Origin of the sequence: Candidatus Syntrophocurvum alkaliphilum, assembly GCF_009734445.1 — a bacterium.
Taxonomy (GTDB): domain Bacteria; phylum Bacillota; class Syntrophomonadia; order Syntrophomonadales; family Syntrophomonadaceae; genus Syntrophocurvum; species Syntrophocurvum alkaliphilum.
This window is the reverse complement of record NZ_CP046457.1, coordinates 435826-462663: the sequence shown is the minus strand read 5'-3', so window position 1 is coordinate 462663 and position 26838 is coordinate 435826. Positions and strand designations below refer to the sequence as shown.

The following is a 26838-nucleotide window of genomic DNA, read 5'->3' as shown; positions in this document are numbered from 1 at the left end:
TATTTCTTATTATTGATTTTTTAGACACAAAAAAAAAGACCCACTGTAAAGTGGGTCTTTTTTTAACTTAAATTATTCTTTTTTCATTGAATCCCAAAGCACTTCAGCAACGTCAAGTACCTTAGTTTGTGCTTCTTCTTCTGCACCTTTTACACCATCATCTATCATTGTTAAGCAGAACGGACAGTTGGTAACTATCATTTCAGGGGCAGGTTTTAGAAGTTGATCAGTTCTAGTATCATTGATACGCTTAAATCCTTCAACTGCATCTTCTTCCATCCACATGCGTCCTCCACCGGCTCCACAGCAGAAGCCTAAATCTTTACCTTGATCTATTTCTATTACATTACCGCCTGCAGCTTTAAGCACATTTCTTGGAGCATCATAAATGTTATTGTGTCTGCCTAAGAAACATGAATCATGATAGGTTAGGTTAATTCCTAATGATTTTCCTCCACTTAGTTTGCCTTCTGCAACTAATTGAGCAAGTATTTCAGTGTAATGATATACTTCATAGTTTCCATCCATTTGAGGATATTCATTCTTAAGAGTAGTATATCCATGTGGACAAACAACTATTATCTTTTTAACACCATAATTATTAAAGGAATCAATATTTTGTTGTGCTAAGATTTGGTATAGATATTCATTACCAAGTCTTCTAGCTGAGTCTCCACAGCAATATTCTTCAGTTCCTAAATATCCAAAGGATACTCCAGCTTGATCAAGTAGTCTTACTAATGATTCTCCAACCTTCTTGAATCTGTCGTCGAATGAAACTGCACAACCAGCATAAAGAAGATATTCAAATTCTTTACCATCTTCAGGTACAAGATTAACTAAATCTCTTACTTCTCTTTCATTCAACCAATCAGCACGGTTTGCCCAACCTACACCCCATGGGTTATAGTTACGTTCCATATTTGTAAAGGCCATTTGTGCTTCATTAGGCATATCTCCTTGCCACATAACAAGGTTTCTGCGCATTTCAACAATCTTTGGAATATGCTCAATAAACATTGGGCAATGTTCCATACATGCACGACAGTTAGTACAATCCCATATCACATCAGTTGTTACTACATCATATAGTAAGCTCTGTTCCATTGGGCTAACTGCTTCTTCTGCCTCATCTGTCATAGCCATCATTTCAACATCTTCTTCATGACCTTGATTCGCTATTACATATGGAGCTTTTTCGTGCATATGCTCTCTCATTTTTTGTATTAGAGTTAGTTTTGGATTTAATGCTTTTCCTGTATTATATGCTGGACAGTTTTCTTGACATCTACCACAACGAATACAAGCATCTAAATCAACTAAGTCTTTCCATGTGAACTCTTCAATATTTTCTACACCAAATGTTTCTGCTTCTTCGATATTATGCAACATACGAATTTCTGAAGCTTCCATATTACGTGCGAAATATTGTACAAGTGCTACTCCCATGTGTCTTAACTTAGTAAATGGAATCATACATACTACACCAAATGCAAGTATCATATGAGCCCACCAAATAATACGATGCCATAATAATAATGTTTCTTGTGTTAATCCAGTAAATAATAGTGCAACATACCATCCAACAGGAGAAGCAAGTTGTTCATAAGCAATATACTCAATTTGTGTAGCTAATTGAATTTGAGCAGCTACTCTTAGTCCTTCAATTAGATAACCAGATGCAAGTATAACTAATAATAATGCTAGTAATATACCATCTAGTGGATTAGTATCATTTAATCTATCAGGTTTAATTACATATCTAACAATTGCTAAACCTATTATACCTATAATAGCTAATAACCCTGCTATATCAACAATAGCTTGGAATCCAATATAAATATTGTCATATAATGGAGGCCATCCAAGCCAATAATGTTGTGCATCAAGACCTGCAGCTAAAAATAATATAATAAAGCCCCAGAATAGTATAAAGTGCATGGCTCCAGCTACAGGATTTTTAATTACCCTCAATTGACCTGCGGCATTTGCTACAAGCGATACAACACGTTGACCAATATTATCAAATCTGTTTATTTCTCCTTTAGCTATCATCCATACACTAACCCAACGATAAATACCAAATGCTAAAACAGCCAAAGGAATAAGCATAATTACATAGATAAGCTTTTCAAAAGGAATATTGGCTCCAACAACACGCTGAGGGATATCATAAACTTGAAATTCTGTGTATTTACTGAGAAATTCTATCATTCAAATTACCCTCCCTTTAAACTTAAACATGACTAAACACTGGACATGCACTCTAATGCATATCCAGTATTTGCCACATCCCCGGCAAGCTACTTCTTAAGCTCATCTAATAATGGTGGTATTACCTTGAATAGATCACCTACTACTCCAAAATCTGTAATGTTGAATATTGGAGCTTCTGGATCTGTGTTAATTGAAACAATGTTTTTAGAAGAGGACATACCGGCTAGATGCTGAATAGCACCTGAAATTCCCGCAGCTACATAAATATTGGGATTAACTACCTTACCTGTTTGTCCTACTTGTAATTCATGTCCTAACCAACCAGAGTCGATTGATGCACGTGAACCACCTATTGCAGCATCTAGAAGGTCAGCTAAGTCTTCAATAAGCTTAACACCATCTGGACCTTTTAGACCACGTCCACCTGATACAACAGCTTCAGCTTCTGTAAGTTCAGGTCTAGCTGATACAGTTGGCACAAATTCTTTAACAGTCTGATATACATCAGCATCTGATGCAGCTACAGCAGGTTTTACAACTTCACCAGCTCCAGCAGCTTCAGCAACATCAAATACACCAGGACGAATTGTTCCTAATATTGGACCAGTTGTAATTTCTACTTTTGATAATGCTTTACCAGCATAGATTGGTCTGGTAAATAAACCTTTTCCAGCACTTAATTCTACACCGACAACATCAGTTGCAAGTCCTATTTCTAACTTTTGAGCTAATCTAGATGCTAAATCTCTGCCATTAAATGTATGAGCAAATAATATAGCATTTGGATTATTTTCATTTATCATTGCAACTAACTGTGCAACATATGCACCTGTGTTATAGTTAGCAAAAATGTCATCATCCGCAACATATACCTTGTCCGCTCCATATTTAGCAAACTCAGGAGCTAATCCTTCTACGCCTTTTCCAAAAACAACAGCACTTACTTCATCACCAAATTTTTTGGCTTCTGAGAGCATTTCAAAGGTAACTTTACGGATATTTCCGTCTCTTTGTTCAACAAATACCCATGTTCCTGCCATTAATTACCCTCCTTTATATTTTATAAAATATTTATTTTTTAATTTCTACTTTAGCAGTATTTAACATCCAATCTGCTAATTGTTGAGCAGCTACTTCTGGCTCTTCTTCTATCTTAACACCTGCAGCTTTTTCAGGTGGCATGCTATACTCAACTATTGTAGTTTTATTTTCAGTTTCTACAGCATCTACTGTAGCAACTGGCTTTTTCTTAGCCTGCATTATACCTTTCATAGATGGGTAGCGTGGCTCATTCCAACTTACCTGACTTGAAATAACTGCTGGAATTGCTACTTCAGTTACCTGTGTTCCACCATCAGCTTCACTAGTACATACAGCTTTTCCATCTGCTATTTCTACATCAGTAATAACATTAACATGTGGTAAGCCTAAAATTTCAGCCATACGAGTTGGAACCTGAGATGACCCATCATCAGCAGCAACGTGACCCGCTAATACTAAATCTGGATTCTCTTCTTTAATAGCTGCTGCTAATGCAACTGCTCTTGCATATTCATCAGCAGAAGTATCTTGTTTTACTAATATTCCTCTGTCAGCACCCATAGCTAACGCTGTACGGATGGCATCCATAGCTTTGTCTGCTCCTGCGGAAACTATAACTACTTCACTAGCTATCTTTTTTTCTTTTAGTTGAATTGCACCTTCTACAGCAACTTCATCATAAGGATTGATAATTAAATTGATACCCGCATCTACTATTTTGCCATCTTTCAAGTCAATTTTGGCTTCTGTGTCAAATGTTTGCTTAACACATACTAGAACCTTCAAGTTCATTCCTCCTTTACATTTTCATTTTTAAAACTTTACACTAATTAAAGCAGTAAAGGTACTTAGTATTAACCACCACCTTTACAGGTTTTTTATATACTACTGCCTACGGCATAATTACCGCTAGGTCTACAGCAACAAAAAAATATACAAGTTAATAATTTCTATAGTTCTTTCTAATATCCTTCTTTTTCATATCAATCAATAAATTTTTTTACAATATAAATTGTTTTACAATATAAATTGTCACAATAGAAATTTTCCTATGCTTTTTGATAAAAAAATGTTGCTATTGGTTTTAAGCCTAAATCTTTTGCTTGAAAAATTTGTTCTGTACTGCCAATAAATAATACTCCATTTGCATTTAGTGAGTTTGTAAATTTTTTATATAGTTTTTGTTTAGTTTCTTCGGTAAAGTATATTACAACATTTCGACATAAAATTAAATCATTATTTTTTGTAAATGCTTCTTTTAGTAAATCTTGACGTTGAAATTTCACCATGCTTTTTATATCTTCTTTAATCTTAAAGAAATTTTTATTCTGAATAAAATATTTTTTTTGATAATTATATTCTAAAGATTGTATTGCTTTTTCTGAATATATTCCAATTTGTGCTTTATCTAATACTTCTATATCAAGGTCTGTAGCATAAATTTCATCTACAGTATCAGGAAATTTTTCTTTAAATAACATCGCTAGAGAATATGGTTCTTCTCCTGTTGAACATCCAGCACTCCATACTTTAAGCTTTTTTTTGTTCTCAAGCAACATAGGAATAATCTTTTTTTCTAACACTTCCCAATGTGCTGGATTTCTAAAAAATTCTGAAACATTAATCGTTAAGTGCTCAATAAACTTTTTATAGAGAATCTTATCTTTAGATAAAATATCTAAAAAGTCTTTATAATTAGAAGAATTAACTGAACGCATAAAACTATTTATACGTCGCTCCATTTGAGGTCTTTTATAAGATGTTAAATTAATTTGACTTATAGCCTCAAAATTCTCTATAAACCACTCCCACCCATAAGAGGTTGCCAACTTTGTTCCTCCCCTGTTCTATTCTATTTAATTGTATTTAGTACATCATTAATAGCTTCAGCTGTTTTTTCAATATCTTCAACTTCATGAGCACAGGAAATAAAACATACTTCAAACTGTGCTGGAGGAAAATAAATACCTTTATTTATTAATTCCCTATGAAACTTTGCATATTTATCTGTATCACAAGTTTGTACAGCTTCATAGTTGTTAACTTCTTGTTCTGTAAAGAAAACTGAAAACATTGAGCCTAACCTATTAATAGTACAATATAAGTCATGCTCCTCAAATATAGTTTTTAATTTTCCAGTTAATAAGTAGCCTAATACTTCTATTCTATCATAATAATCATTATTTTTTAGTTTTTTAAGTGTAGTTGCTCCAGCTACCATTGCTAACGGGTTGCCAGATAATGTTCCTGCTTGGTAAACATCTCCTACTGGTGCTACCATATCCATAAGCTCTTTCCTACCTCCATATGCACCAACAGGTAAACCACCACCTATTATTTTTCCTAAGGTTGTTAAATCGGGCTCAATTTCTACTATATTCTGAAATCCTCCATAACATGTCCTAAACCCAGTTATAACTTCATCAAAAATTAACATACTACCATTAAGCTCAGTAATATTGCGTAATCCTTTTAAAAATTCAGCATCTGGTAAAACTAGTCCCATATTTCCTGCTACTGGCTCAACTATAACTGCTGCTATTTCATTACCCCATTGTTTAAAAATATCTTTAACTGATTCCAAATCATTATATTTAGCATTTAGAGTATGCTCCGCAAATACATCAGGAACACCAGGGCTTGTTGGTTTCCCTGCTGTAAGAAGCCCTGACCCAGCCTTTATTAGGAAGGTATCTGCATGTCCATGAAAACAACCTTCAAATTTAACAATTTTATTTCTGCCTGTATAAGCTCTAGCTACTCGTACAGCACTCATAGTTGCTTCGGTTCCTGAATTAACCATGCGTACCTTATCCATTGATGGGAATGCATCACATATTAATTTTGCTAGTTCTAGTTCTGCTTCACATGGTGCTCCATAACTAGTACCGTTTACTGCAGTATCACAAATTGCTTTTACTACATCATCATCACTATGACCTAAAATTAATGGTCCCCATGAACAAACATAGTCTATATATTCATTACCATCAATGTCGTAAACTTTTGCCCCCTTAGCCCTATTTATAAATAGTGGATCTGTACCTACTGCTTTAAACGCTCTTACTGGACTATTAACACCACCAGGTATATATTGCTGGGCTATTTCATACAGTTCTTTAGATTTGGTTTTTTTTAGCAAAGTTTACTCCCTCCCAAATTATATTCATAATAGCCTTAAAATATTATTGTTATATATATGTCATGCTAACTTTTTTTAGTTCTTTAAGGCTTCTAATTATTTTAAAATCAACTATTCCTGTAACTTTTGATATATCTTTAATTATTTTATCTAATTCACTCTCAGTTTTTGCATGAATCATTGTAAAAATATTATATCCAAAATCTTTTTCTACATCTCTTAGATAACAATGACTTACATGTTTAAATTTAGCCATATTATTCCCAACTTCATCCGTTTTTGATTCTTCAACATTCCAAACTACCATAGCGTTCACATTAAATCCAGCTTTTTGATGTCTTAAAACTGCTCCAAATCTACGAATTGTTCCTTCATGTTGCATTTTTTTTATACGATCAATAACTTCTTGTTCTGTAATCTGTAATGAATCTGCTAAATTTTTAAAAGGTCTCGATTCTAATGGAATATCCCCTTGTATCATATTAATTATTACACTATCTATATTATCACTAATATTATAATAGTTCATCCTCTTCCTCCAAATCAAATGAGACTCTTATTTTATATACCTTTTTAGAAGGCATATTAACTATTTTTAATCCTAATTTTTCCTCAATAATTGTTAGTATATGCATTGCTTTTTCAATAGAAGGTGCTGTTAATGTAAACCAGATATTATATTCATGATCTCTAATATAATTGTGTGTAACACCTCGTTCTGAATTTATCAAGGAAGCAGCTTCATCTATTTTAGCATCAGGAACTTTAACTGCACATAATGTAGAGTAATATCCCAGACTTTTTGAATCAAAAACAGCTCCAATTCTTCTAATTATTCCTTTTTCCTTTAGGTTATTAACTCTTTGCAATAATTCTTCTTCTGATATTTTAAGTTTATCTGCCATATCTTTATATGGATTTAGACTAATTTCAAATTCATTTTGCAGTAGATTTAAAATCTTAATATCTATTTTATCTTTCATTTTTAATCGCCTCAATTGGTTTATATAAGCACCATGTATCTTCTGCTAAGTAATCACCTTCACTATAATAATATGCACGCGCTCTGCAGCCACCGCATTTTTCTTTATAGTCACAATAACCACATTTACCCTTATACTGCATTGTTCTTAACTCTTTTAAAACTTTATTATTATTCCATATTTCATCAAAAGCTTTTTCTTTTACATTGCCAAGAGGAATATCAAGATATGCACATGGTTGTACATCACCTTTTGGACTAATTATGCAATAGCTTATTCCCGCTAAGCATCCTTTAGTAAATCGGTGAGGCAAACCTTTTTTATCCGCAATTCGTATAAACTGTGGAGCACAAGTAGGTTTAATCTCTATTTCAATTTGTTTTTGTTTATTCATAAGTCTATTTATAGTTTTTTCATAGGTTTTAACTCTTAATGCTTCTTCTTCAATATTTTTCCCTCTACCTGTAGGTACCAAAAAAAAGAAATGATGAGCCATAGCCCCCATCTCAATGGCATAATCTGTTATTTTTTCTAACTCATCCACATTCCAATCCATAACTGTTGTGTGTAGTTGAAAAGGTATACCTACATCCTTGAGATTTTTTAATCCTTGAACTGTTAGATTAAAGGCATTATCTAATTTGCGAAACTCATCATTTTGTTTGGCGTCCAAACTATCTAAGCTAACTCCAACTGCCATGAAACCAGCTGCTTTCATCTTTGTTGCAACTTCATATGTGATAAGAGTCCCATTAGTACCTAAAACAACTCTTAGTCCATTTTGAGTTGCAAACGAAGCTAATTCATAAATATCAGGTCTCATTAGTGATTCTCCACCACTAAATATTAATAGTTTAAAACCCGCTTTTTTTATTTCTAGTATTAACTTTTTTGCTTCATCAGTAGATAATTCTTCTGAAAGTCTATCTCCAGCATCTCTATAACAGTGGTCACAATACATGTTACACTGGTTGGTTGTATTCCATGATACAAGCATTATAAGCTCCTCCCCAATTTTATTACAGTACCTTGGCTACATCTTTTGCAGCATAACTAATTATAATATCAGCTCCTGCTCTTTTGATGCTTGTTAAAACTTCATACATTACAGACTCCCCATCAAGCCATCCTTTTTCAGCTGCAGCTTTAATCATAGAATATTCACCACTAACATTATAAGCTGCTGTTGGATATTCGAATTTATCCTTTACTGCTTTTATAACATCTAAATAAGAAAGGGCGGGTTTTACCATTACAATATCTGCCCCTTCTGCTATATCTAGTTTCACCTCTCTAAGGGCCTCTTTAATATTCGCACTATCCATTTGATAGGTTTTTCGATCACCAAATTGAGGTGCTGATTCTGCGGCTTCTCTAAATGGCCCATAAAAAGCAGATGAGTATTTTGCAGCATAAGACATTATTGAAATATCAGAATAACCATCTTTATCTAATATATTTCTAATATATCCTACCCTACCATCCATCATGTCAGAAGGTGCAATTATATCACTTCCTGCTTTTGCATGAGATGCTGCTTGTTGTGCTAATAGTTCTAATGTCTTATCATTATTAATTGTCCCGTCTTGTTCAACAATGCCACAGTGTCCATGATCTGTATACTCACATAAACACACATCGGTTATTACAAGTATATTGGGATTAATGTCTTTAATTGTCTTTATTGCTTCTTGAACAACACCATTTTCCTGACAACCCGATGTTCCCATATTATCTTTATACTCTGGTATACCAAATAATAATACAGCTGGTATTTCTAAAGCACCCAACTCATGAATCTCTTCCTTTACTTTATCCACTGAGTATTGATATACACCCGGCATGGAGTTTACTGGTATTTTTTTGTCCTTACCATAGGTAATGAATAGAGGATAAACTAAATTATTTACAGATAAGGAGGTTTCTCTTACCATATTTCGCATGGTAGGATTTACTCGTAATCTTCTCATTCTTTGAGTCGGAAAAGCCATTTTTTATATCACCTGCTCTTTATTTCTTCTTCGTTTAAATAACATGCAGGATCTTCATCCCATAAATCACCACTAACAGCTTTTGCTCTTATACGACATCCTGCACATAAGGTTTTATAATCACATTTTGCACACTTACCTTTTAAATAAAGATGTTTTTCTCTTAGTTTTACTAATAGTTCTTCATCTGAATTCCATAATTCACTAAAAGGAGTTTCTCTCACATTGCCAATTGTATAGTCTTGCCAAAATTGGCATGGATGCACATTGCCTTTGGAATCCACATTGGCAAATTTGGTTCCAGCAGAACATCCACCATGCATTGTTAAAAGCTGTTTAATTTCTTCTGCACGTGAAGGATCTTCTGTTGATATTTTATTATATAAATAAATACCATCAGCATGATTATCGGTAGTTAGGATTTCAACTTCTACCCCCTTGTTGTGAAGCTCTATTGTTCTTTGAGATATATATTCTAAGATTGAACGTTTTTCATCAGTAGTAGTATCCATTTCAATCATACTTTGCCCTCTTCCTGCATAAACGAGATGATACATGCAAAAACGCGGAATTTTCTCAAGTTCCACAATATCTAATATTTCTGCTAAATCATTTTGATTTAATTTATTTACCGTAAATCTTACTCCTGTTTTAACATCATTATTAAGACAAGCCCGAGCACCTTTTAAAGCCTTTTCAAAAGCACCTTTTTGGTTGCGAAATTCATCATGAGTTGCAGGAGCTCCATCTATGCTTATTCCTACATATTGAAATCCACTTTCTTTAATTTTTAAAGCAACTTCATCATCAATCAAAGTACCATTAGAAGATATTACTGGTCTAAGACCTTTATTTGCAGCATATTTTCCTAATTCAAAGATATCTGTCCTAATAAGTGGCTCTCCACCTGAAAAAAGTAAAACAGGCACTTGCATTGCTGCTAAATCATCTATAAAATGCTTAGCTTCATCAGTTGTAAACTCATTATCATATGATCGATCATAGGCATCTATATAACAGTGTTTGCATTGCAAATTACACCTGTTAGTCATATTCCAAACTACTAAAGGTCTATTAGATGAAGAAAACTGGAGCAACTCAGCCCTTGTTCCTCCTTGAGCATTATGTTTAATAACGTCTGAAACTGTAGCCGTACCACATAAAAGCTTTGTACATCCTATCATGTTGTTACCTCCCCTTTTAACCGCGATCTATTAAAATTGCCTCAATTAAACCATCAATAGTATATCTATCAGCTACAGTATCAACAGAGAAATTGTTCTCCTTTGCTGTCCCTGCAGTAATAGGTCCTATACAAGCTATTTTTATACTAGAATTGATTTTATCAATATTGTCTTTACCGATAATATTAACAAAGTTAGTTACTGTAGAAGAGCTAGTAAAAGTAATATAATCAACATTGCCTTCTAAAATATCTTTAATCTGTTCTTCAGAAATATTAGAAGTGGTAACAGCTTCATAAAGATAAACTTCGTTTACATAAACATCCCATTCACGTATTGTTTCTGGAAGTATACTTCTAGCACCTCTTGCTCTAGGTAATAGTACTGACTGTCCTGGCTTAATTTTTGTGCGAAGTTCTTCAATAATTCCTTCTGCTTTGTATTCATCAGGCACTACATCTACTTTTAAGCCTTTGTCTCTTAAGCTATCTCTTGTCACAGGTCCTATTGCACAAATATTTATATTATTTAAGGAACGAATATCATAGTTTTGCTCCATTAATTCTTCAAAGAAAATTTTAACAGCATTTACACTAGTGAAAATAAGCCAATCATAATTTTCCATTGTTTGAAATGCATTATATAAAGGATATAAGTTTTCTTCTTTCTTTATTTCAATAGAAGGAAATTCTATTGGCTGACCACCAAGCATTTGTATTTTTTCGGTTAAAAGACTAGCCTGTGCCCTGGCTCTAGTAACTACAATTTTTGTTCCCCATAATGGTTTATCCTCTATCCATTTTAATTTATCTCTAAGATTTACAACTTCTCCAACAACAATTATTGCTGGAGATTTAAAATTTGTTTCATAAACATCCTTTTCTACTTTTTCAAGAGTAGATATAATAACTTCTTGTTCAGGGTTAGTTCCCCATCTTATTAAAGCTACCGGTGTTGTTTTCTCACGCCCATTTTCTAATAAGTTCTTTACTATAAAAGATAGGTTTTCAATACCCATTAAAAATACTAAGGTGCCTATTCCAGTTGATATTTTTTCCCACTGAATAGAGCTTTCGGTTTTACCAGGTTTCTCATGTCCGGTAATAACAGCAAAACTTGAGGTTAATTCTCTATGAGTAACAGGAATTCCAGCATAAGCTGGTACAGCTATAGCTGAAGTTATACCGGGCACTACTTCAGAATTAATTCCATGATCTTTTAAATATAGGGCTTCTTCACCACCACGGCCAAATAAATAAGGATCTCCACCCTTTAAACGTACTACCATTTTACCTTGCTGGGCTTTACTAAGTAACAGTTCATTTATCTCGTCTTGAGATAAAGCATGATTGCCTGAAGCTTTTCCAACATAATATACTTCTGCATCTGGATTTATATATGATAGGATAGTTTTACTTACAAGTCTGTCATAAACTACTACCTCTGCTTTACTAAGTAAGGATTTACCTTTAAGAGTAAATAAACCAGGGTCACCAGGCCCTGCTCCAACAAGATATACATATCCTTTCTTATTCATATCTTTAATCTCCTAGCTGCTTTTTTATTTCTGTTAATATTTTGTCCGCACCATCATTAACAAGCTTTTGAGCTAATGTTCTACCTATTTCTTCTGAATTTTCAATATTTCCATTAATCTCTTTGTCAAAAAAATGTTCTCCATCAAGAGATAAAACTTTGCCTCTAAGTATTAATTTTTCATTAATCACTTTGGCATATGCTGCAATAGGTATTTGGCAACCTCCCTCTAATTCTTTTAGCAAGGCTCGTTCTGCTTGAGTTTCAACAACTGTTTTAGTATCTGAAATACACTCAATGACATTTTTAGTTGCTTCATCATTTTCTCTGATTTCTATTGCTACAGCACCCTGACCAACAGCAGGCATAATTATATCTTCTGCTAGAAAATCGCTTATAATATCTTCAAGACCTAACCTTTTTACTCCTGCATACGCAAGCACTATCCCATCTAAATTTTGTTCTTTCATTTTTCTTATTCTTGTATCAACATTACCTCTTATTTCCCTACATATTACATCTGGTCGTTTTGCTTTTATTTGGGCAATTCTTCTAAGGCTTGAGGTGCCAAGTATTGCATTTAGTGGAAGTTCTTTAAACGTGTACCCTTTATGAGAAATTAGTACATCATTAGGTTTTTCCCGCTCAAGAACAGCTCCTATACATAATCCAGGAGATAATGTTGTAGGTAAATCTTTCATGCTATGTACTGCAATGTCTATTTCATTATTTAATAATTCGTTTTCTATTTCTTTTGTAAATAATCCCTTATCACCTATTTTAGATAAGGCCACATCTAAAATTTTGTCTCCTTTAGTGCTTATTACTTTAACTTCTACTTTTAATTCAGGTATTGCCTCATTTAGTTTTTCAGCAACATATTGTGCTTGCCATAGGGCTAACTTACTACCCCTTGTTCCTACCCTTAATTTGTACATCTTGTCCATGCTCCTCATCTACTTGAAGTTCGAATAATGTTTTTAAAACCTCTGCATAAAGATGTCCTGAATTACTAAGAGCCATCTCTTTTAATTTAATAACTGGATTACGAAGCAATTGATTAACAATAGCATTAGCCATTGATACAATTACCTTTTGCTCTCTATCACTTACTTTTCCTAAACGATTAAAGGCTCTTTTTAATTCTTCTTGTTTTATGGTTTCACCCTGCTTTTTTAGGGCACTAATAACTGGTATTACATAAAGCATACTTAGCCATTCATTAAATTTTTCTAATTCATCATAAATTATTGTTTCTGCTAACTGTCCAGCCTTCTGCCTTTGAAAATAGTTTTTATCTATTACATTTTGTAAATCGTCAATATCATATATATAAACCCCATCTATTTCTTGTAAAGACGGATCAATATCTCTAGGTACTGCTATATCAATCATTAATATTTTTTTGCCTTTTCTTGCAACTAAAGCTTTACTACAACTACCACCCTTGATTACATAATGATTCGCAGAAGTACAGCTTATTACTATATCAGCATTTGGCAGTTCTTTCTCTAATGCATCAAAGTATATTGCTTTGCCATTAAATTTCGAAGCCATTTCTACAGCTTTTTCATAAGATCTGTTTGAAACTATAACTGAACTAACCCCATTAGAAAGTAAATACTGGGTAGTAAGTTCACTCATTTCTCCAGCACCTACTACTAAAACTGTTTTATCTGTAAGTGTACCTAATATGTTTTTCGCTAGCTCAACAGCTGTATAACTTACAGACACTGGATGTTTATCAATTTCTGTTTCATTTCTAACTTTTTTACCCACATGAACTGCTTTTTGAAAAAGAGTATTTAATACTCCATCAGAAGCATCAAGTTCCATAGCTTTAAAATGAGCTTCTTTAACCTGTCCTAGTATTTGGGTTTCACCTAAAACCATCGAATCTAATCCACTTGAAACTCTGAAAATATGACTTATTGCATCATAACAGGTGGGCTGATAAGTATGTTTTTCAATATCATCAACCGACAATCCAGAATAATTACGTAAAAAATCCTGTAAAACTGCTACACCCTTTTCAATATCTCGTGTTGTTGCATAAATTTCAGTTCGGTTACAGGTTGTAAGAATAACTACTCCCTCAAGCTCATTATAATTAGTTAAATATTCATATGCATTATCAAGCTTTACTCCATTTAAAGCTAAAGTTTCTCGTATTTCAATAGGAGCGGTTTTATGGTTTAGTCCTGCAAGGAGGATATACATTGTTCAACTCTCTCCCTCACCTTTTCTTTTTCACCTTTTTGGAGAAGTTCTAAAATATCTGAATTTACAAGACTCTCAAATAACTTCTTTCGTTCTTCAATGTCTTTTACCTCTTTTTTAATAATTTCTCTTAAATTTCCTAATATATCTACAAACTCTCCATGTTCTGCAGTAATTATTTGTTCAAATTCCTCTCTTAGTTTTTTAGCTAATAGTGGACTTTTTCCTTCAGTAGATATAGCTACCACCAATGAATTTCTTCTTACAATAGAGGGAACATAAAAATTACAATTAGGTGGGTCATCAACTGCATTTACTAGTATTCCAGCTGCAAGACATAAATCAGCAACTCTTTTATTTATAACTGGATCATTTGTTGCGGAGTAGACCATATAAGCTTGTTTAATATCTTTATCTTTAAACTGTCTTTTGTGCCAAGTTAGTAATCCTATATCAACTTTCTCTTTTATTCCGTGTTCTATTTCTGGACTTACAATTGTTATTTTAGCACCATAAGCTAACAAGTTATTAACTTTTCTTTCGGCAACTTTTCCCCCGCCAATAATTACACATTTTTTATTAGTAAGATCTAAAAAAATCGGAAATAAATGACCCATAATTTCTCCTTATCTTTCCACACTTGTAAAAATTGTTTGCTGTAAGTAAGTATATAGTCAATTTGGTTTCACAGCAAAGACTTAACTTAGACTGCATTTTATTCACATAATAAAATATGAAAAAAAAGGTCTGAATTCAGACCTAGTCTTTCTGGCTTTTTTCTTCTAAATCATCATATTCTTCTATTTTGGCACTTCTAAAGTTTTGTATAGCTTTCCCCATTGATTCACCTATCTGAGGTAGCTTTCCTGGTCCAATTATTATTAGTACTATTGCTAAAACTAATATTAATTCCCAAGGACCTAAATTCCCAATAAAACCAAACATAAACTCTCCTCCTTAATAGAACTTTAAAATAGATGTTTACTAGTGTTATTTAATTTTAAAGATTCTTCTCACGCCCATTACCAATGTCATTATGACAAAAAGCTTGTATTTTGTAAAGTATATGCTCATAGCTCAAATTTTTAGTTTTTATTTGTCCAATAAGCTAAATTCATCTTCCGCATAGATTATTTTTCTTCATCAGCTTCATCTTCTTTTTCTTTCTTTTTACCAAAAAATTTACTGCCCTTTTCTTTTCTTTCTTTATTAGGACTAGACCACTTCGAAACCCATATACTAACTTCATAAAGGAAGAAAGTGGGAACACTCATTAATAAATTTGATAATGGATCAGCTGGAGTTATAGCCGCTGCTAAAACAACTATAATCAGCAATGCATATTTACGATTTTTAGCTAGCATTTGATATTTTATAACACCAATTTTAGTTAAAAAGAAGACTACCACGGGTAATTGAAATATCAGTCCAAATGGTATGGTGAATGTAAGTATGAATGATATATATTGGTCGATTTTAAACATTGTTTCAATGTTTTGTCCTGCTATTAATATAAAGAATTCTAAAATAACTCTTAAAACAACAAAATATGAAAACAAAATTCCTGAAGAAAAAAGTATAATGCTTATAGGAAATAATATGTAAAAATATTTTCTTTCAGTAGGATACAAAGCTGGCCTAAAAAAACGCCAAACTGCCCAAACAACTATTGGAAAAGCTAAAATAAAACCAGAAATAAAAGAAATTTTAAGTTTTACAAAAAATGCTTCAGTTACTCCAGTTGCAATTGGAGTTTCATTCAAAAGCATAAGAGGCTTGATTAAGAAAGCTAATATCTGCTCACTATATGCGAAAGATGCTACTGCTCCTATTATTATTGCAACTACAGAAATAAGAAGTGAGTTTCTAAGCTCTTCAAGATGCTGTATAATTGTCTGTTTTTCTCCTGCACTTAAATCCATAAAACCCACAGCGAGTGATCCTCCTATCTAAAAATCTCTTGCTGAAATAAAATCTGTTAAGCTAGCCAAAGTATCTTTTAACTCACAATTAGGTAAGAGCCTTAGTTGTTCTTTGGCTTTAATTGAGTATTTATTCGTTACGTTATATGCATAGTCTATACCATGTGAATTTGTAACAATATCTATAATTCTATCAGCCTGCCTTTGACATAACTCAGGAGATGTAAGCAAGTATTTTAACTCTTTTTTTCTACTATCATGTTTTAGAGCAAAAAGTGCAGGTAAAGTTATAACACCCTGTCTTATATCACTACCTGTCGGTTTACCAAGAGTTTGTTCATCAGCTATAAAATCTAATATGTCATCAGTTATTTGAAATGCCATACCTAAGTAATATCCATACCTTTGAATAGCAAGAACCTCTTCTTTTTTAGCATTTTTAATCATTGCCCCTAACTGACAACTTACAGATATAAGTAATGCAGTTTTTCTTTCAATTCTTCTTAAATAATCTTTAAGGCTTTGTTCAGTGTTATAACTGCTTAACATCTGGTATATTTCACCTTCACAAATACGCATACTAGCATCAGCTAAGACATCAACTAAATCACTTCGGTTATAAGAAGCAATTAAAGATAATGACCTAGCAAAAACAAAGTTACCGGAATAAAGTGAAAGCCTGTTTCCCCAGTTCTTTTTTACCGTATCTGCCCCACGTCGAGTATCTGAGTTATCTATTACATCATCGTGTACTAATGTAGCCATATGTATAAGTTCTAATGCGACTGCCATAGGAATAACATCTTCTAAATCATTCGAGTATAGCTTGGCGGTAAGTAAGGTAAATGCTGGTCTTAGTCTTTTGCCACCCGCCTTAACTAAATGTGTAGAAGCATTCATTAATAACGAAACATTAGTATCTATATGTTTTGATAAATCCTCCTCAATAATATCTAATTCCCGACTTATTGGATAAAAAAAATCAAATTCTACCATAATACTACTCCTTGAAAATTATATACCTTCATATCTAGCAAATATATCATTTGGTTCTTTTAATACATCTAGTACTTTACCTACTATGAAGTTTACCATATCTTCAATGCTAGTAGGTTGATTATAAAACGCCGGCATAGCCGGTATTATCTGAACACCCAGTTCTGATAAAGCTAATAAGTTTTTTAAATGAATAGCACTAAATGGAGTCTCTCTAGGAACCACTATTAAATCACGTTTTTCTTTTAACATAACATCTGCTGCTCGTTCTATGAGGTTATTAGACATTCCCATAGCTACTGAAGATATAGTAGACATACTACTAGGTATTATGATCATACCATCTGTAATAAATGAACCACTAGCTATTTTAGCTGAAATGTCACTATTTTTATATAAGTAAAAATTATCACTAGAAAAAAAACTGTTAAAGGTTTTTTCTATAGATTCTTCAAAATCCCAATTTAATTCGTGTTGTATTACTAAAATAGCTGGCTCACTTGCAACAAAATGAATTTCATGTTCTTTATCAAGAAGCTCTTTCACTAGATTTATTCCATAAATAACTCCACTTGCGCCTGTTATTGCTACAATATATTTAGACACTAATAAATCCTCCTTGAAGGATGAATGTAAGTCAAAGGGGACGGTTCTTTTTGACTCAATCAGTTGAGTCAAAAGGAACCGTCCCCTTTGACTCTCCTATGTAATCATAATTCATTATTATTTATTTTGCCATAATACTTTAAAAAATATCTATTATAGTTAGAATAAATATTATTAAACCTACATATCTATTAACTTTAAAGGATGCAAAATTCACCCTATCCAAATTACCTGGAGTAACAATAATATGTTGATAAAGTAATATAACTGTGGCAAAAGCAACACCTAAATAATAAGTAAATCCCAAGTTTAATACAAGTCCTGTTAAAACTAAAAATATTACCGTAAATACATGAAATACAGATGAAAATATAAGTGCACCCTTTTCACCAAAACGAGCTGGAATGGAATGCAAATTATGTTTGCGGTCAAATTCTATATCTTGACAAGCATACATTGTATCAAAACCTGCTATCCAACAAGCAACAGCTAAAGATAAAATAAAAGGTTGCCAATCTAATGTGCCTGTAACTGCTATCCATGCACCTGCAGGACCAATTCCAATTGCTATACCTAAAAATAAGTGGCACCACCATGTAAATCTCTTAGTATAAGAATATACCCATAGTACTATAACAGCTAATGGTGCTAGTTTTACACATAGCATATTTAATTGCCATGCCGAATAAAGTAGTATAGCAAAAAACACGAAGACCAATCCCCAAATAATTTGGGGATTGAGTTCTTCTTTTGCTAATACCCAATTTGAAGTTCTAGGATTGAGTCTATCTATTCTCCGATCAATCAGTCTATTTAAACATAAAGCAGCTGTTCTAGCACTTACCATAGCAACTGTAATCCATATCAATTGATGTGCTGTTGGCATTCCTTGAATTGCCAAAAATGCACCTAAATAAGCAAAAGGAAGTCCAAATAAAGTATGTCCTAAATCTATCATTTGCACAAACTTATTAATTTTAGTCAATACCATATTTGCTCCACTTTTGGTCTACTAAATTTTTGATATCATCAGACATTACAATATCCTTTGGCCACTCTCTATCATGTCCTTCACTTTTCCATTTTTTCGTAGCGTCAATTCCCATTTTAGAACCTAAAAGTGCCCTAGGTGCTGAATGGTCAAGTACATCTAACGGACCATCAATAATCATAGTGTCTCTTCTAGGATCTACATTATTAAATACCTTCCATAAGACTTCTGATGTGTTGTGAACATTAACATCTTCATCAACAACAATAATAAATTTTGCAAACATCATTTGACCCATACCCCAAAGGGAGGACATAATTTTGCGTGCATGTCCCGGGAATGTTTTCTTAATTGATACAAAAACACAATTATGAAATACTCCTTCCATGGGTAAGTGCATATCAATTATTTCAGGAAACTGAAATTTTAATAATGGCAAAAATATCCTTTCTGTAGCTAAGGCCATATAGCAATCTTCTTGAGGAGGTTGACCTACTATTGTTGTTGGATAAATAGGTTCTTTTCGGTGTGTAATACAGGTTACATGAAATACCGGATATTCTCCAGCTAATGAATAATAACCTGTATGATCACCAAAAGGTCCTTCAATCCTCCTCTCTTCTGGATCAACATAACCTTCTATAACTATTTCTGCATCAGCAGGAACTTCCATATCAATAGTCTTACATTTAACTAACTCTACCGGTTTTTTGCGCAAAAATCCAGCAAACATTAATTCATCTATATCCTTAGGAAGTGGGGCAGTAGCAGCATAGGTAATGGCAGGATCTCCTCCTAAAACAACTGCAACTTCAGTTGGTTTACCCATTTCACAATGCATTCTATAGTTTTCAGCACCATCATGATGGGTATGCCAGTGCATACCTGTTGTTTTATCATCAAAAACTTGTAAACGATACATACCTGCATTTCTTTTACCATTAGTAGGATTTTTTGTATATATATGTGGTAATGTTATAAATTTTCCTGCATCTTCAGGCCAACATTTAAGAATAGGAAACTTAGATAAGGCTGGCTCATAATCAACTACTTCCTGGCAAGGACCAGTTTTAATAGTTTTTGGTATATAAGAAGCTAATTGCGCTAGTTTAGGAAGTATTTTTACTTTATCAAGCATAGAGCTTGGCACATTATCAGCTATATCTAAAAGATCTATTATTTCTTGTGCTATATCATCAAGACTATCGACTCTTAAACTTAGTGCCATCCTCTCTTCACTACCAAAACCATTAATTAAAAGGGGAAAATTTGATCCTTTTACATTTTCGAATAACAGGGCAGGACCATAAGCCTTACTTACCCTATCAGTTATTTCAGTTATCTCTAATTCTGGGTCAACTTCTTCTGTTACCCTTATAAGTTCTCCTCTTTTTTCTAGAAACTCAACAAACTCTCGCAAATCTTTAAACGCCAATTTAGTTCCTCCTTATTAAACATATCCACTACACAACAGCTTTGTTTGCAACTTCAACATGTTTGGTCATATCATTTAAAGTTTTTTCAAGCAAAGAGCTCTTTGACTGGACACGTTGTTCAAAGTATTTTAACAATTTATGTGCTTCATGCGCATAGAAAATTGCTTCTGAAGCCGATTTTCTGTTTAATAATTCTAAGCAAAACCCTATATTCAAACCAATTTTGCTGAAGATTTCTTGTTCATGATTATTTAGCTCTGCAAAGTTAGCAGCAGTAAAAAAAGCTGTAGAGTAAAAAACGGCTTTTGTTTTTTTCAAAACATCTATCTCTTCACCCATTAATTTATGCTCAATCACCATACCTTCACTTAACTCACACATCATAACCGAAAAATCTTGCAAAAAATGATCTGCCTTGGCATCTAATAAAAGCTTTAATACTTTTCCACATATATAATCTCCGATTAAAATATTAAATTGTAGTTCTTGATTATACTGTTGTCCTTCTTCTTCGTCTTTAATCAAGGAATGTATTCTATTAGCTAAATAAGCAGTCTTAAACATGTTGGTCATTGATAATGTTAAATCTTTATCGAGGTTTAAATATTTATAGGCCACAAGAACTATTGAAGGAAGATTCATCCAAGTATTATCCTTTTCAAATTCACTTATATATTTAGAAATATCAGCCCACCAAGGTTTAAGATGATACTGAAATAGCCTGTCTACTTTAATTAAATCCGAATTGACTTCATTTGTTAATAATAATTTCATCGACATAAATCCTCCTTCAAAGAACTAATTTGTCAAATCTTGTTTCACATTAACTATCATTCTACAGAATCTCTTTAGTTCCTGCTCTTATTCTTTTTTTCGTTAATAATAGTTTGTTGTTTTTCATCATATATCATTATAATAAAAAATTAATATATATCCGATATAAATTTATTCCAATGTTATAGTATTTTTTGATTGCACTATAAAAAATTTAATTAGTCTACACACTCGCTGAGCAAATGTATTTATCACTCCAAAAAATTAGACCTTACCTGCCTCTTTATCAACAAGTAAGGTCTCTTAAATATAATCGCCATTAATAATTTTATCTAAGCTACATCGGTCTACTAAAATAGTATCCCTCCTAAATATTTACCACCTTGGATTCTTCCTGATCTTGAAAGATCCCTCTTGGAACTTCTGATGCATTAATATAATCAGCACCAAATAATTCTGCTAGATAATTACATGCATCCCAAGGATTAACTTTATCTCCGCATGTAAATACATCAACTGCTGCATATCCTAATTCAGGCCAGGTATGAATCGCCAGGTGAGATTCTGATATAACAACAACTCCACTTACTCCTTGAGGACTAAATTTGTGAAAGACAAACTCCCTCACTTCTGCTCCAGCCTCTAAAGCCGAATTAACCATGATATCCTCTACCTTTTTGATATCATTTAACACGTCAAAATTACATCCATACACCTCAGCCAAAATGTGTCGCCCTAAAGTCTGCAATAATGTCGCCTCCCTTTAGTTTTTTATTTGGTATAATCCCAAACCTCCTTTTTTGTATAAAAAAAGATACATGTAGAATTTTAGCACACTTGTAATCACTGTCAATAAATAGTATTGTTTTTTGAGTAAGAATTTTATTTTCCCTTGTTTAGGATATAGTTATATTAATCGTCATTTATTACTGTTACAAACTTATAGCATATATACACTCAATTAAACTCTGCTATATGTTATGCATTTTTCTTTTTTGATTCTACATTAAATTTAAAAGTTGGTTTCGCTAAGCTAAACTTAGACTATGAAATTGGCTTAGCCAACATGTTTATCACGCCGCTCATCGATCTTTATCTCTATTTTGGCTTAGTACTTATTATTTAAAATGAAATTTAATTTATATTTTACCGTGATCTATGCACCACGCCTTGCTATTTAGATAAACATGTTTGCTCAGCCTTAAGTTTTTTGTAGTACTTTTTGTAGCAAAACCAAAATTTGGGTTCACTGCAAAAGTTATTTTTTAATCGTAACAAAAAATTCGTTCTATATACCACAAAATCCGATGGAGTTTTATTGTAAATTAAGAGTATAATCAATTATAATTATGCAGAAATATTTTTAAATCCTCTAATTTACATAGGAGACTGTTATGAAACATTTTAAAATTTGTGTTATATGTTTTTTAGCTTTGATTGGCTTTACATTATGTGGCAACTCAACTGTGATTGCTGGTGATAATATTGAAAAAAAAGCAGTTCTTATTGTTATGGATTATGTTAATACTTCAGATTTAATTGAAGCATCTACACCTAATATAGATAAATTAACAGAAAAAGGTGGAACTGGATTAATGAATATACGAGCTAGAAATCGTTATCATTCTAGCTCGTATATATCTATTGCAACAGGTAAAAGGGTTTCAGCTCCAACTAATTCAGAATATTCTTTTAATTCTAATGAAATAGTTACTGAATTACCTTCTATCTTTAAAACAAATAATTCAAATTTCAAAGCTAATGATTTATTTACCACCTTTACAGGAAATAAAGCTCCTGATAACGGAGTTGTTAACTTATATATATCTGCTATTAATAGACATGCTTCTAGTATAAGCCCCTCCTACACTCCAGGAAATTTAGCAACTAAAGCTTTAGAAAATGGTTTAGCTATTGGAGTATTAGGAAATGCAGACTCCTATAATACTATCAATAGAAATGTAGCTCTATTAGGCATGGATAAAACTGGTATGATTTCATATGGAGATGTTGGAAAATCTTTACTAGAGCTTGATCCATATGCTCTAGGCGGAGTAAAAACTAACCATTCAGTTTTTAAAGAATCATTTAATTCCCTATTAAAAACATGTGATATTTTAATTTTGGACTTAGGTGATACTACAAGAGTTGAAAATAGCAGGAGAAATGTTTCAGATAAATTAGCAAATATTCATAGAATAAATGCAATAGAACGAAATGATTTGTTAGTCGGTATGTTGTTGTCCCAATTAGATTTGAACAATACATTAATTACAATAGTTACACCTAATCCTTATCGTGAAATGGTTGCAAAAGGTAATTTTGGACTAACTCCATTTATCTTTTATGAACCCTCTTCCCACCAAGGATTTGTTACATCGGATACTACAAGAAGAACAGGATTAGTAAGTAATCATAATTTACTACCTTCTATAATTAATTTTTTTGAGACCAAATCCTCAACAAACGGTGAAGGAATTTCAATCATTCCAAATAGTTATAACTCTATAGAGTACTTAGATAAACAGGTAAACCTCTACATTAATTTGAGAGAAAATAGAAACGCATTACATAACACTTTTATTACCTTTGCACTCTTAATAACATTGTGGGGATTTTTATATCATATAAAGAATTTTAAAACCTTAGCTCCAAATTTATTAAGTATTATTATTAATGCAACTATAACTATTCCAATAGTATTTTTAGTTTTAGCTTATACCCAGTATCAATCACTTATTATAACCTTATTAATATTACTTACAATGTCTATAACTTTAGGAGTAATACTTAATTATGTTTTCTCTGATCCTATTAAAAGACTTATGTTTATTGCAGGAATTACATCATTTATATTAATTATTGATGCTTTTAATGGGTCACCTATGATGTTGTTATCACCTTTAGGCTCTGATGCAATAGCAGGGGGACGGTTTTATGGTGTAGGAAACGATTATATGGGAGTAATTTTAGCATCAACTATAATATTTTCTACTTTACTATCCAATAAAATAAGCTTTAAACCTTACTTTAAAATTTTTATAATTGTTCTACTTTTATTTATTGCTGGTATGGCAGCAGGTCACCCACGTTTCGGAGCAAATGTAGGGGGCTTAATAAGCTTTCTCATAACCATTGGAATAGCAATAATAATTATTCTAGGAAAAAAATTAAATATTAAAAAATTAATAACCCTCAGTATTGCTGCAATAGTCGCTGTTATAACAATAGCAAGATTAGATTCACTATATAGTGCTAATCCATCTCATGCCGGTAAAGCAATAAATAATTTATTTGAAGGTGGCTTTACAGTATTTGTTGACATTATTCAAACCAAAGTTGGAATCTTATTTAACACAGTTATCAACTCTAACTGGAGTTTGGTGCTATTACTAATAATAGTAATACTTATTGTATCTGGAATAAGCTCTAAAAATAAGTTTTTTACATTAAGTATTGAACAACCAGCTATATATCAAACTATTAAGATTTTAATGGCTGCAGCAATAACTGTTTTTATTGTTAACGATACCGGCGTTATTGCTTCAGCACTTATAATGTTATATCTAATTTCATGTTTGTGGCTTGCATTATTTTTAACTGAGTATGAGTATAGGTGATATGTATGAAGAAAATTTTTTTCTCTTTCTTGGTAATTTGTTTTGTTTTTTTTCTTCCCAGCTACGTAAATGCTGAAACTATTTTTAATAATGATGATAATAAATACAATAACCAAGTTGTTGTTTTTTTAATAGATAAGTTTGATTTAGAAGACTTAAACTACCAAACTACCCCTAACCTATATAATCTTTCACAAAACAGTAGTTTGGGACTATTGAATACCAAAACTGCATCAGATAGAACTGTTAAAAATATATGTGCTACAATTTCTGCTAGTGGTCTAGCAGTTGCTAGCACTTTTGCACACTTAAATTTCGAATCAACTGAAATATATAATGGTGAAAAAGCAGGAAATCTATTTTTTAGAAATACTGGTATTAGACCTGATGATCAAAATTTAGTGGTTTCAAGCATTGAGGTAATTAATAGAAACAACCATACTCGAAATTTAAGTATGCCAGGTTATTTAGGAGATTCAATTCAAGCAAGAGATTTTACTACTGCTGTTGTTGGCAACTCAGATCTGCCAGGCTACTCGTCTAGGAATGGTGTATTAATTTTAATGAGTTCAATGGGAATAGTAGATGATGGTGCTATATCCAAAAAGATCTTACAAAAGAATAATTTATTTAAAACTAATCAGAATTATTTAGTTAATGCTGTTAAATCTAATATTGAGAATAATGTTTTGTTAATTGAACTTGGTGATTTATCAAGATTAGATACAGTGGCTCATATGTTTTCAAATGAAGAATACAATATCCTTAGGCTTAAATTACTTTCTCATATAGACTCCATAATAGGAGAAATTAAAGAACAATATTTAAATGATAAAACTGATATATATGTAATTAGTACAAGCACCTCAAGAAATACGCAATTAAACGGTTCTATTTTAACACCAATTATTGTTAATAAATCAAATTTCACTGGTGTTTTAGGTAGTTATTCTACTCAAAGGGACGGAATAGTATTAGCTACCAACATAGCTAATTCAATTATTAATTCATTAGATGCAAATATAAAAGATCCATTACTATATAAACCTACAGAACAAACACTGGATAAAATATTTACCATAAAAAATCAAGTCGAATTTAACTACAACAACCAAAGACAAGCTCTACTGTTTTGGGGTTTTATAATATTAATTTGTTTAATAATATTAACTATTAATTTAGTTATTAAAAGATTTAAAGCATCATATATAAACTTTTTGATTTGCTTTATTTTATCTACACCTTTAACTTTTCTGATTTTAACTAAACTACCTCCTATAAAAATGTTAATATTCTTAATATTGATTTTTATTTTAAATTTAACCATAACTTTATTCTTTATATTTATACAAAAGATTACTAATATAAAGTCATTTATTTTAATTTTAGGATTAACAATTTTAATAATTATAATAGACCTCATCTTCGCTTTAGATTTAATTAATAACTCATTACTTAGTTATCAAGTTATTAGTGGGTTTAGATACTACGGTATTGGCAATGAATACCTAGGATTTTTATTAGGTTCCACAATTGTATTATGCTCCTTATTACTAAATAGAAAATATTTAAATAAATACACCAAAACTTTTATTGCTTTATTAATACTACTTGTAATTGGATCTATTGCTTATCCTTTCTGGGGAATAAATGTAGGTGGAACTATAACAGCTACACTAGCACTTGCGTTTTATTTTCTGCGAATCACTAATAAAAAAATAAATCTACTAAAGATTTTTTTACTATTTCTTTTTACTGGTTCAATAGTAGCTATAATAGCATTAATCGATTTGAGTCAACCAACTATGTTACAATCACACTTAGCAAATAGCATAAATGCAATCAAATTAAATGGGGTAAATGAGCTTTTGAAAATAATTAATAGTAAGCTTTCTATGCACATAGATATAATTAATTATTCCAAATTAGGATGGTTATTTTTAGGAGTTCTAGCTTTTACTGTTTATATCTTTAAAAACCAACCCCAAACACTTTTAAACATAAAAAAAACAAGCCCTTTTATTTACAAAGGGCTTGAAGGAATCATATTAGCTTCAGTATTAGCAGTTATATTTAACGACTCTGGGATAATTACAGCATCAATAATGTTCATTTATTTTTATTTATTGTTTATAAAATGGTTTCACTGCAACAAAACTTGATAATACTACATTTTTGA

Annotated in this window: 24 protein-coding genes; 2 read left to right on the top strand and 22 right to left on the bottom strand. The window is 32.0% G+C overall.

The window, feature by feature from the left end:
• Positions 1–72: 72 nt before the first annotated feature.
• The 22 genes from SYNTR_RS02260 to speD all read right to left on the bottom strand — a co-directional run bounded on the left by SYNTR_RS02260 (position 73) and on the right by speD (position 21787).
• Positions 73–2214, bottom strand: a complete 2142-nt coding sequence (locus SYNTR_RS02260) for a (Fe-S)-binding protein (protein WP_156202994.1) — start codon at positions 2212–2214, stop codon at positions 73–75.
• 89 nt (positions 2215–2303) lie between these two features.
• A complete protein-coding gene (locus SYNTR_RS02255) occupies positions 2304–3257 on the bottom strand; it encodes an electron transfer flavoprotein subunit alpha/FixB family protein (RefSeq protein ID WP_156202993.1) in 954 nt (317 codons plus the stop codon).
• A gap of 31 nt (positions 3258–3288) precedes the next feature.
• Positions 3289–4050, bottom strand: coding sequence for an electron transfer flavoprotein subunit beta/FixA family protein (locus SYNTR_RS02250; RefSeq protein WP_156202992.1), 762 nt, complete (start codon positions 4048–4050; stop codon positions 3289–3291).
• 257 nt (positions 4051–4307) lie between these two features.
• Entirely contained in the window at positions 4308–5087 is a 780-nt protein-coding gene (locus SYNTR_RS02245; RefSeq protein WP_156202991.1) for a CheR family methyltransferase, read from the bottom strand.
• Positions 5088–5110: 23 nt separating this feature from the next.
• Entirely contained in the window at positions 5111–6400 is a 1290-nt protein-coding gene (hemL, locus tag SYNTR_RS02240; RefSeq protein ID WP_156202990.1) for a glutamate-1-semialdehyde 2,1-aminomutase, read from the bottom strand.
• 49 nt (positions 6401–6449) lie between these two features.
• Entirely contained in the window at positions 6450–6929 is a 480-nt protein-coding gene (ahbB, locus tag SYNTR_RS02235) for a siroheme decarboxylase subunit beta (protein ID WP_156202989.1), read from the bottom strand.
• On the bottom strand, positions 6916–7383 hold the full coding sequence (gene ahbA, locus SYNTR_RS02230) for a siroheme decarboxylase subunit alpha (RefSeq protein WP_156202988.1): 468 nt from the start codon (positions 7381–7383) through the stop codon (positions 6916–6918). Before ahbA ends, ahbB begins: the two co-directional genes overlap by 14 nt.
• Entirely contained in the window at positions 7373–8380 is a 1008-nt protein-coding gene (gene nirJ2, locus SYNTR_RS02225) for a putative heme d1 biosynthesis radical SAM protein NirJ2 (protein ID WP_156202987.1), read from the bottom strand. Before nirJ2 ends, ahbA begins: the two co-directional genes overlap by 11 nt.
• A 22-nt stretch (positions 8381–8402) precedes the next feature.
• Positions 8403–9374, bottom strand: coding sequence for a porphobilinogen synthase (gene hemB / locus SYNTR_RS02220; RefSeq protein ID WP_156202986.1), 972 nt, complete (start codon positions 9372–9374; stop codon positions 8403–8405).
• An 8-nt stretch (positions 9375–9382) separates the two neighbouring features.
• Positions 9383–10558, bottom strand: coding sequence for a radical SAM/SPASM domain-containing protein (locus tag SYNTR_RS02215; protein ID WP_156202985.1), 1176 nt, complete (start codon positions 10556–10558; stop codon positions 9383–9385).
• A gap of 16 nt (positions 10559–10574) precedes the next feature.
• The gene (cobA, locus tag SYNTR_RS02210) at positions 10575–12095 is read right to left on the bottom strand and encodes a uroporphyrinogen-III C-methyltransferase (RefSeq protein WP_156202984.1); all 1521 of its coding nucleotides are present in this window, start codon (positions 12093–12095) and stop codon (positions 10575–10577) included.
• A 4-nt stretch (positions 12096–12099) separates the two neighbouring features.
• Complete coding sequence (gene hemC / locus SYNTR_RS02205; RefSeq protein ID WP_156202983.1) at positions 12100–13032, bottom strand: hydroxymethylbilane synthase; 933 nt, start codon at positions 13030–13032, stop codon at positions 12100–12102.
• Positions 13001–14314, bottom strand: coding sequence for a glutamyl-tRNA reductase (gene hemA / locus SYNTR_RS02200; RefSeq protein ID WP_156202982.1), 1314 nt, complete (start codon positions 14312–14314; stop codon positions 13001–13003). The genes hemC and hemA overlap by 32 nt, the downstream gene beginning before the upstream one ends.
• Positions 14290–14931, bottom strand: a complete 642-nt coding sequence (locus SYNTR_RS02195; protein WP_156202981.1) for a precorrin-2 dehydrogenase/sirohydrochlorin ferrochelatase family protein — start codon at positions 14929–14931, stop codon at positions 14290–14292. The genes hemA and SYNTR_RS02195 overlap by 25 nt, the downstream gene beginning before the upstream one ends.
• A gap of 142 nt (positions 14932–15073) precedes the next feature.
• Positions 15074–15259, bottom strand: a complete 186-nt coding sequence (locus SYNTR_RS02190) for a Sec-independent protein translocase subunit TatA/TatB (protein ID WP_156202980.1) — start codon at positions 15257–15259, stop codon at positions 15074–15076.
• 185 nt (positions 15260–15444) lie between these two features.
• Positions 15445–16236, bottom strand: a complete 792-nt coding sequence (gene tatC / locus SYNTR_RS02185; protein WP_156204667.1) for a twin-arginine translocase subunit TatC — start codon at positions 16234–16236, stop codon at positions 15445–15447.
• Between the two features lie 27 nt (positions 16237–16263).
• Entirely contained in the window at positions 16264–17232 is a 969-nt protein-coding gene (locus SYNTR_RS02180) for a polyprenyl synthetase family protein (RefSeq protein ID WP_156202979.1), read from the bottom strand.
• 18 nt (positions 17233–17250) lie between these two features.
• Positions 17251–17838: a UbiX family flavin prenyltransferase gene (locus tag SYNTR_RS02175; protein ID WP_156202978.1), complete on the bottom strand. Its 588-nt coding sequence runs from the start codon at positions 17836–17838 to the stop codon at positions 17251–17253.
• Positions 17839–17977: 139 nt separating this feature from the next.
• Entirely contained in the window at positions 17978–18829 is an 852-nt protein-coding gene (locus SYNTR_RS02170) for a 4-hydroxybenzoate octaprenyltransferase (protein WP_156202977.1), read from the bottom strand.
• The gene (locus SYNTR_RS02165; protein ID WP_156202976.1) at positions 18816–20264 is read right to left on the bottom strand and encodes a menaquinone biosynthesis decarboxylase; all 1449 of its coding nucleotides are present in this window, start codon (positions 20262–20264) and stop codon (positions 18816–18818) included. The genes SYNTR_RS02170 and SYNTR_RS02165 overlap by 14 nt, the downstream gene beginning before the upstream one ends.
• Positions 20265–20292: 28 nt before the next feature.
• Positions 20293–21039 carry a hypothetical protein gene (locus SYNTR_RS02160; RefSeq protein ID WP_156202975.1) on the bottom strand — a complete coding sequence of 249 codons (747 nt, stop codon included), beginning with the start codon at positions 21037–21039 and terminating at the stop codon, positions 20293–20295.
• Between the two features lie 367 nt (positions 21040–21406).
• Complete coding sequence (speD, locus tag SYNTR_RS02155; RefSeq protein WP_156202974.1) at positions 21407–21787, bottom strand: adenosylmethionine decarboxylase; 381 nt, start codon at positions 21785–21787, stop codon at positions 21407–21409.
• Between the two features lie 646 nt (positions 21788–22433).
• Here speD and SYNTR_RS02150 point away from each other — a divergent pair.
• Complete coding sequence (locus tag SYNTR_RS02150; RefSeq protein WP_156202973.1) at positions 22434–24659, top strand: alkaline phosphatase family protein; 2226 nt, start codon at positions 22434–22436, stop codon at positions 24657–24659.
• A gap of 5 nt (positions 24660–24664) precedes the next feature.
• A complete protein-coding gene (locus SYNTR_RS02145; RefSeq protein WP_156202972.1) occupies positions 24665–26821 on the top strand; it encodes a hypothetical protein in 2157 nt (718 codons plus the stop codon).
• Positions 26822–26838: the final 17 nt, after the last annotated feature.

What these genes read in the sequence shown, in the direction of transcription:
- hemA (WP_156202982.1), bottom strand. Translation starts at nt 14,314, where the DNA reads ATGTATATCCTCCTTGCAGGACTAAACCATAAAACCGCTCCTATTGAA.
- SYNTR_RS02170 (WP_156202977.1), bottom strand. Translation starts at nt 18,829, where the DNA reads ATGGTATTGACTAAAATTAATAAGTTTGTGCAAATGATAGATTTAGGA.
- SYNTR_RS02260 (WP_156202994.1), bottom strand. Translation starts at nt 2,214, where the DNA reads ATGATAGAATTTCTCAGTAAATACACAGAATTTCAAGTTTATGATATC.
- SYNTR_RS02160 (WP_156202975.1), bottom strand. Translation starts at nt 21,039, where the DNA reads ATGAAATTATTATTAACAAATGAAGTCAATTCGGATTTAATTAAAGTA.
- cobA (WP_156202984.1), bottom strand. Translation starts at nt 12,095, where the DNA reads ATGAATAAGAAAGGATATGTATATCTTGTTGGAGCAGGGCCTGGTGAC.
- SYNTR_RS02195 (WP_156202981.1), bottom strand. Translation starts at nt 14,931, where the DNA reads ATGGGTCATTTATTTCCGATTTTTTTAGATCTTACTAATAAAAAATGT.
- SYNTR_RS02215 (WP_156202985.1), bottom strand. Translation starts at nt 10,558, where the DNA reads ATGATAGGATGTACAAAGCTTTTATGTGGTACGGCTACAGTTTCAGAC.
- SYNTR_RS02145 (WP_156202972.1), top strand. Translation starts at nt 24,665, where the DNA reads ATGAAGAAAATTTTTTTCTCTTTCTTGGTAATTTGTTTTGTTTTTTTT.
- ahbB (WP_156202989.1), bottom strand. Translation starts at nt 6,929, where the DNA reads ATGAACTATTATAATATTAGTGATAATATAGATAGTGTAATAATTAAT.
- tatC (WP_156204667.1), bottom strand. Translation starts at nt 16,236, where the DNA reads ATGGATTTAAGTGCAGGAGAAAAACAGACAATTATACAGCATCTTGAA.
- SYNTR_RS02250 (WP_156202992.1), bottom strand. Translation starts at nt 4,050, where the DNA reads ATGAACTTGAAGGTTCTAGTATGTGTTAAGCAAACATTTGACACAGAA.
- hemC (WP_156202983.1), bottom strand. Translation starts at nt 13,032, where the DNA reads ATGTACAAATTAAGGGTAGGAACAAGGGGTAGTAAGTTAGCCCTATGG.
- SYNTR_RS02150 (WP_156202973.1), top strand. Translation starts at nt 22,434, where the DNA reads ATGAAACATTTTAAAATTTGTGTTATATGTTTTTTAGCTTTGATTGGC.
- SYNTR_RS02190 (WP_156202980.1), bottom strand. Translation starts at nt 15,259, where the DNA reads ATGTTTGGTTTTATTGGGAATTTAGGTCCTTGGGAATTAATATTAGTT.
- SYNTR_RS02255 (WP_156202993.1), bottom strand. Translation starts at nt 3,257, where the DNA reads ATGGCAGGAACATGGGTATTTGTTGAACAAAGAGACGGAAATATCCGT.
- ahbA (WP_156202988.1), bottom strand. Translation starts at nt 7,383, where the DNA reads ATGAAAGATAAAATAGATATTAAGATTTTAAATCTACTGCAAAATGAA.
- SYNTR_RS02180 (WP_156202979.1), bottom strand. Translation starts at nt 17,232, where the DNA reads ATGGTAGAATTTGATTTTTTTTATCCAATAAGTCGGGAATTAGATATT.
- hemB (WP_156202986.1), bottom strand. Translation starts at nt 9,374, where the DNA reads ATGGCTTTTCCGACTCAAAGAATGAGAAGATTACGAGTAAATCCTACC.
- nirJ2 (WP_156202987.1), bottom strand. Translation starts at nt 8,380, where the DNA reads ATGCTTGTATCATGGAATACAACCAACCAGTGTAACATGTATTGTGAC.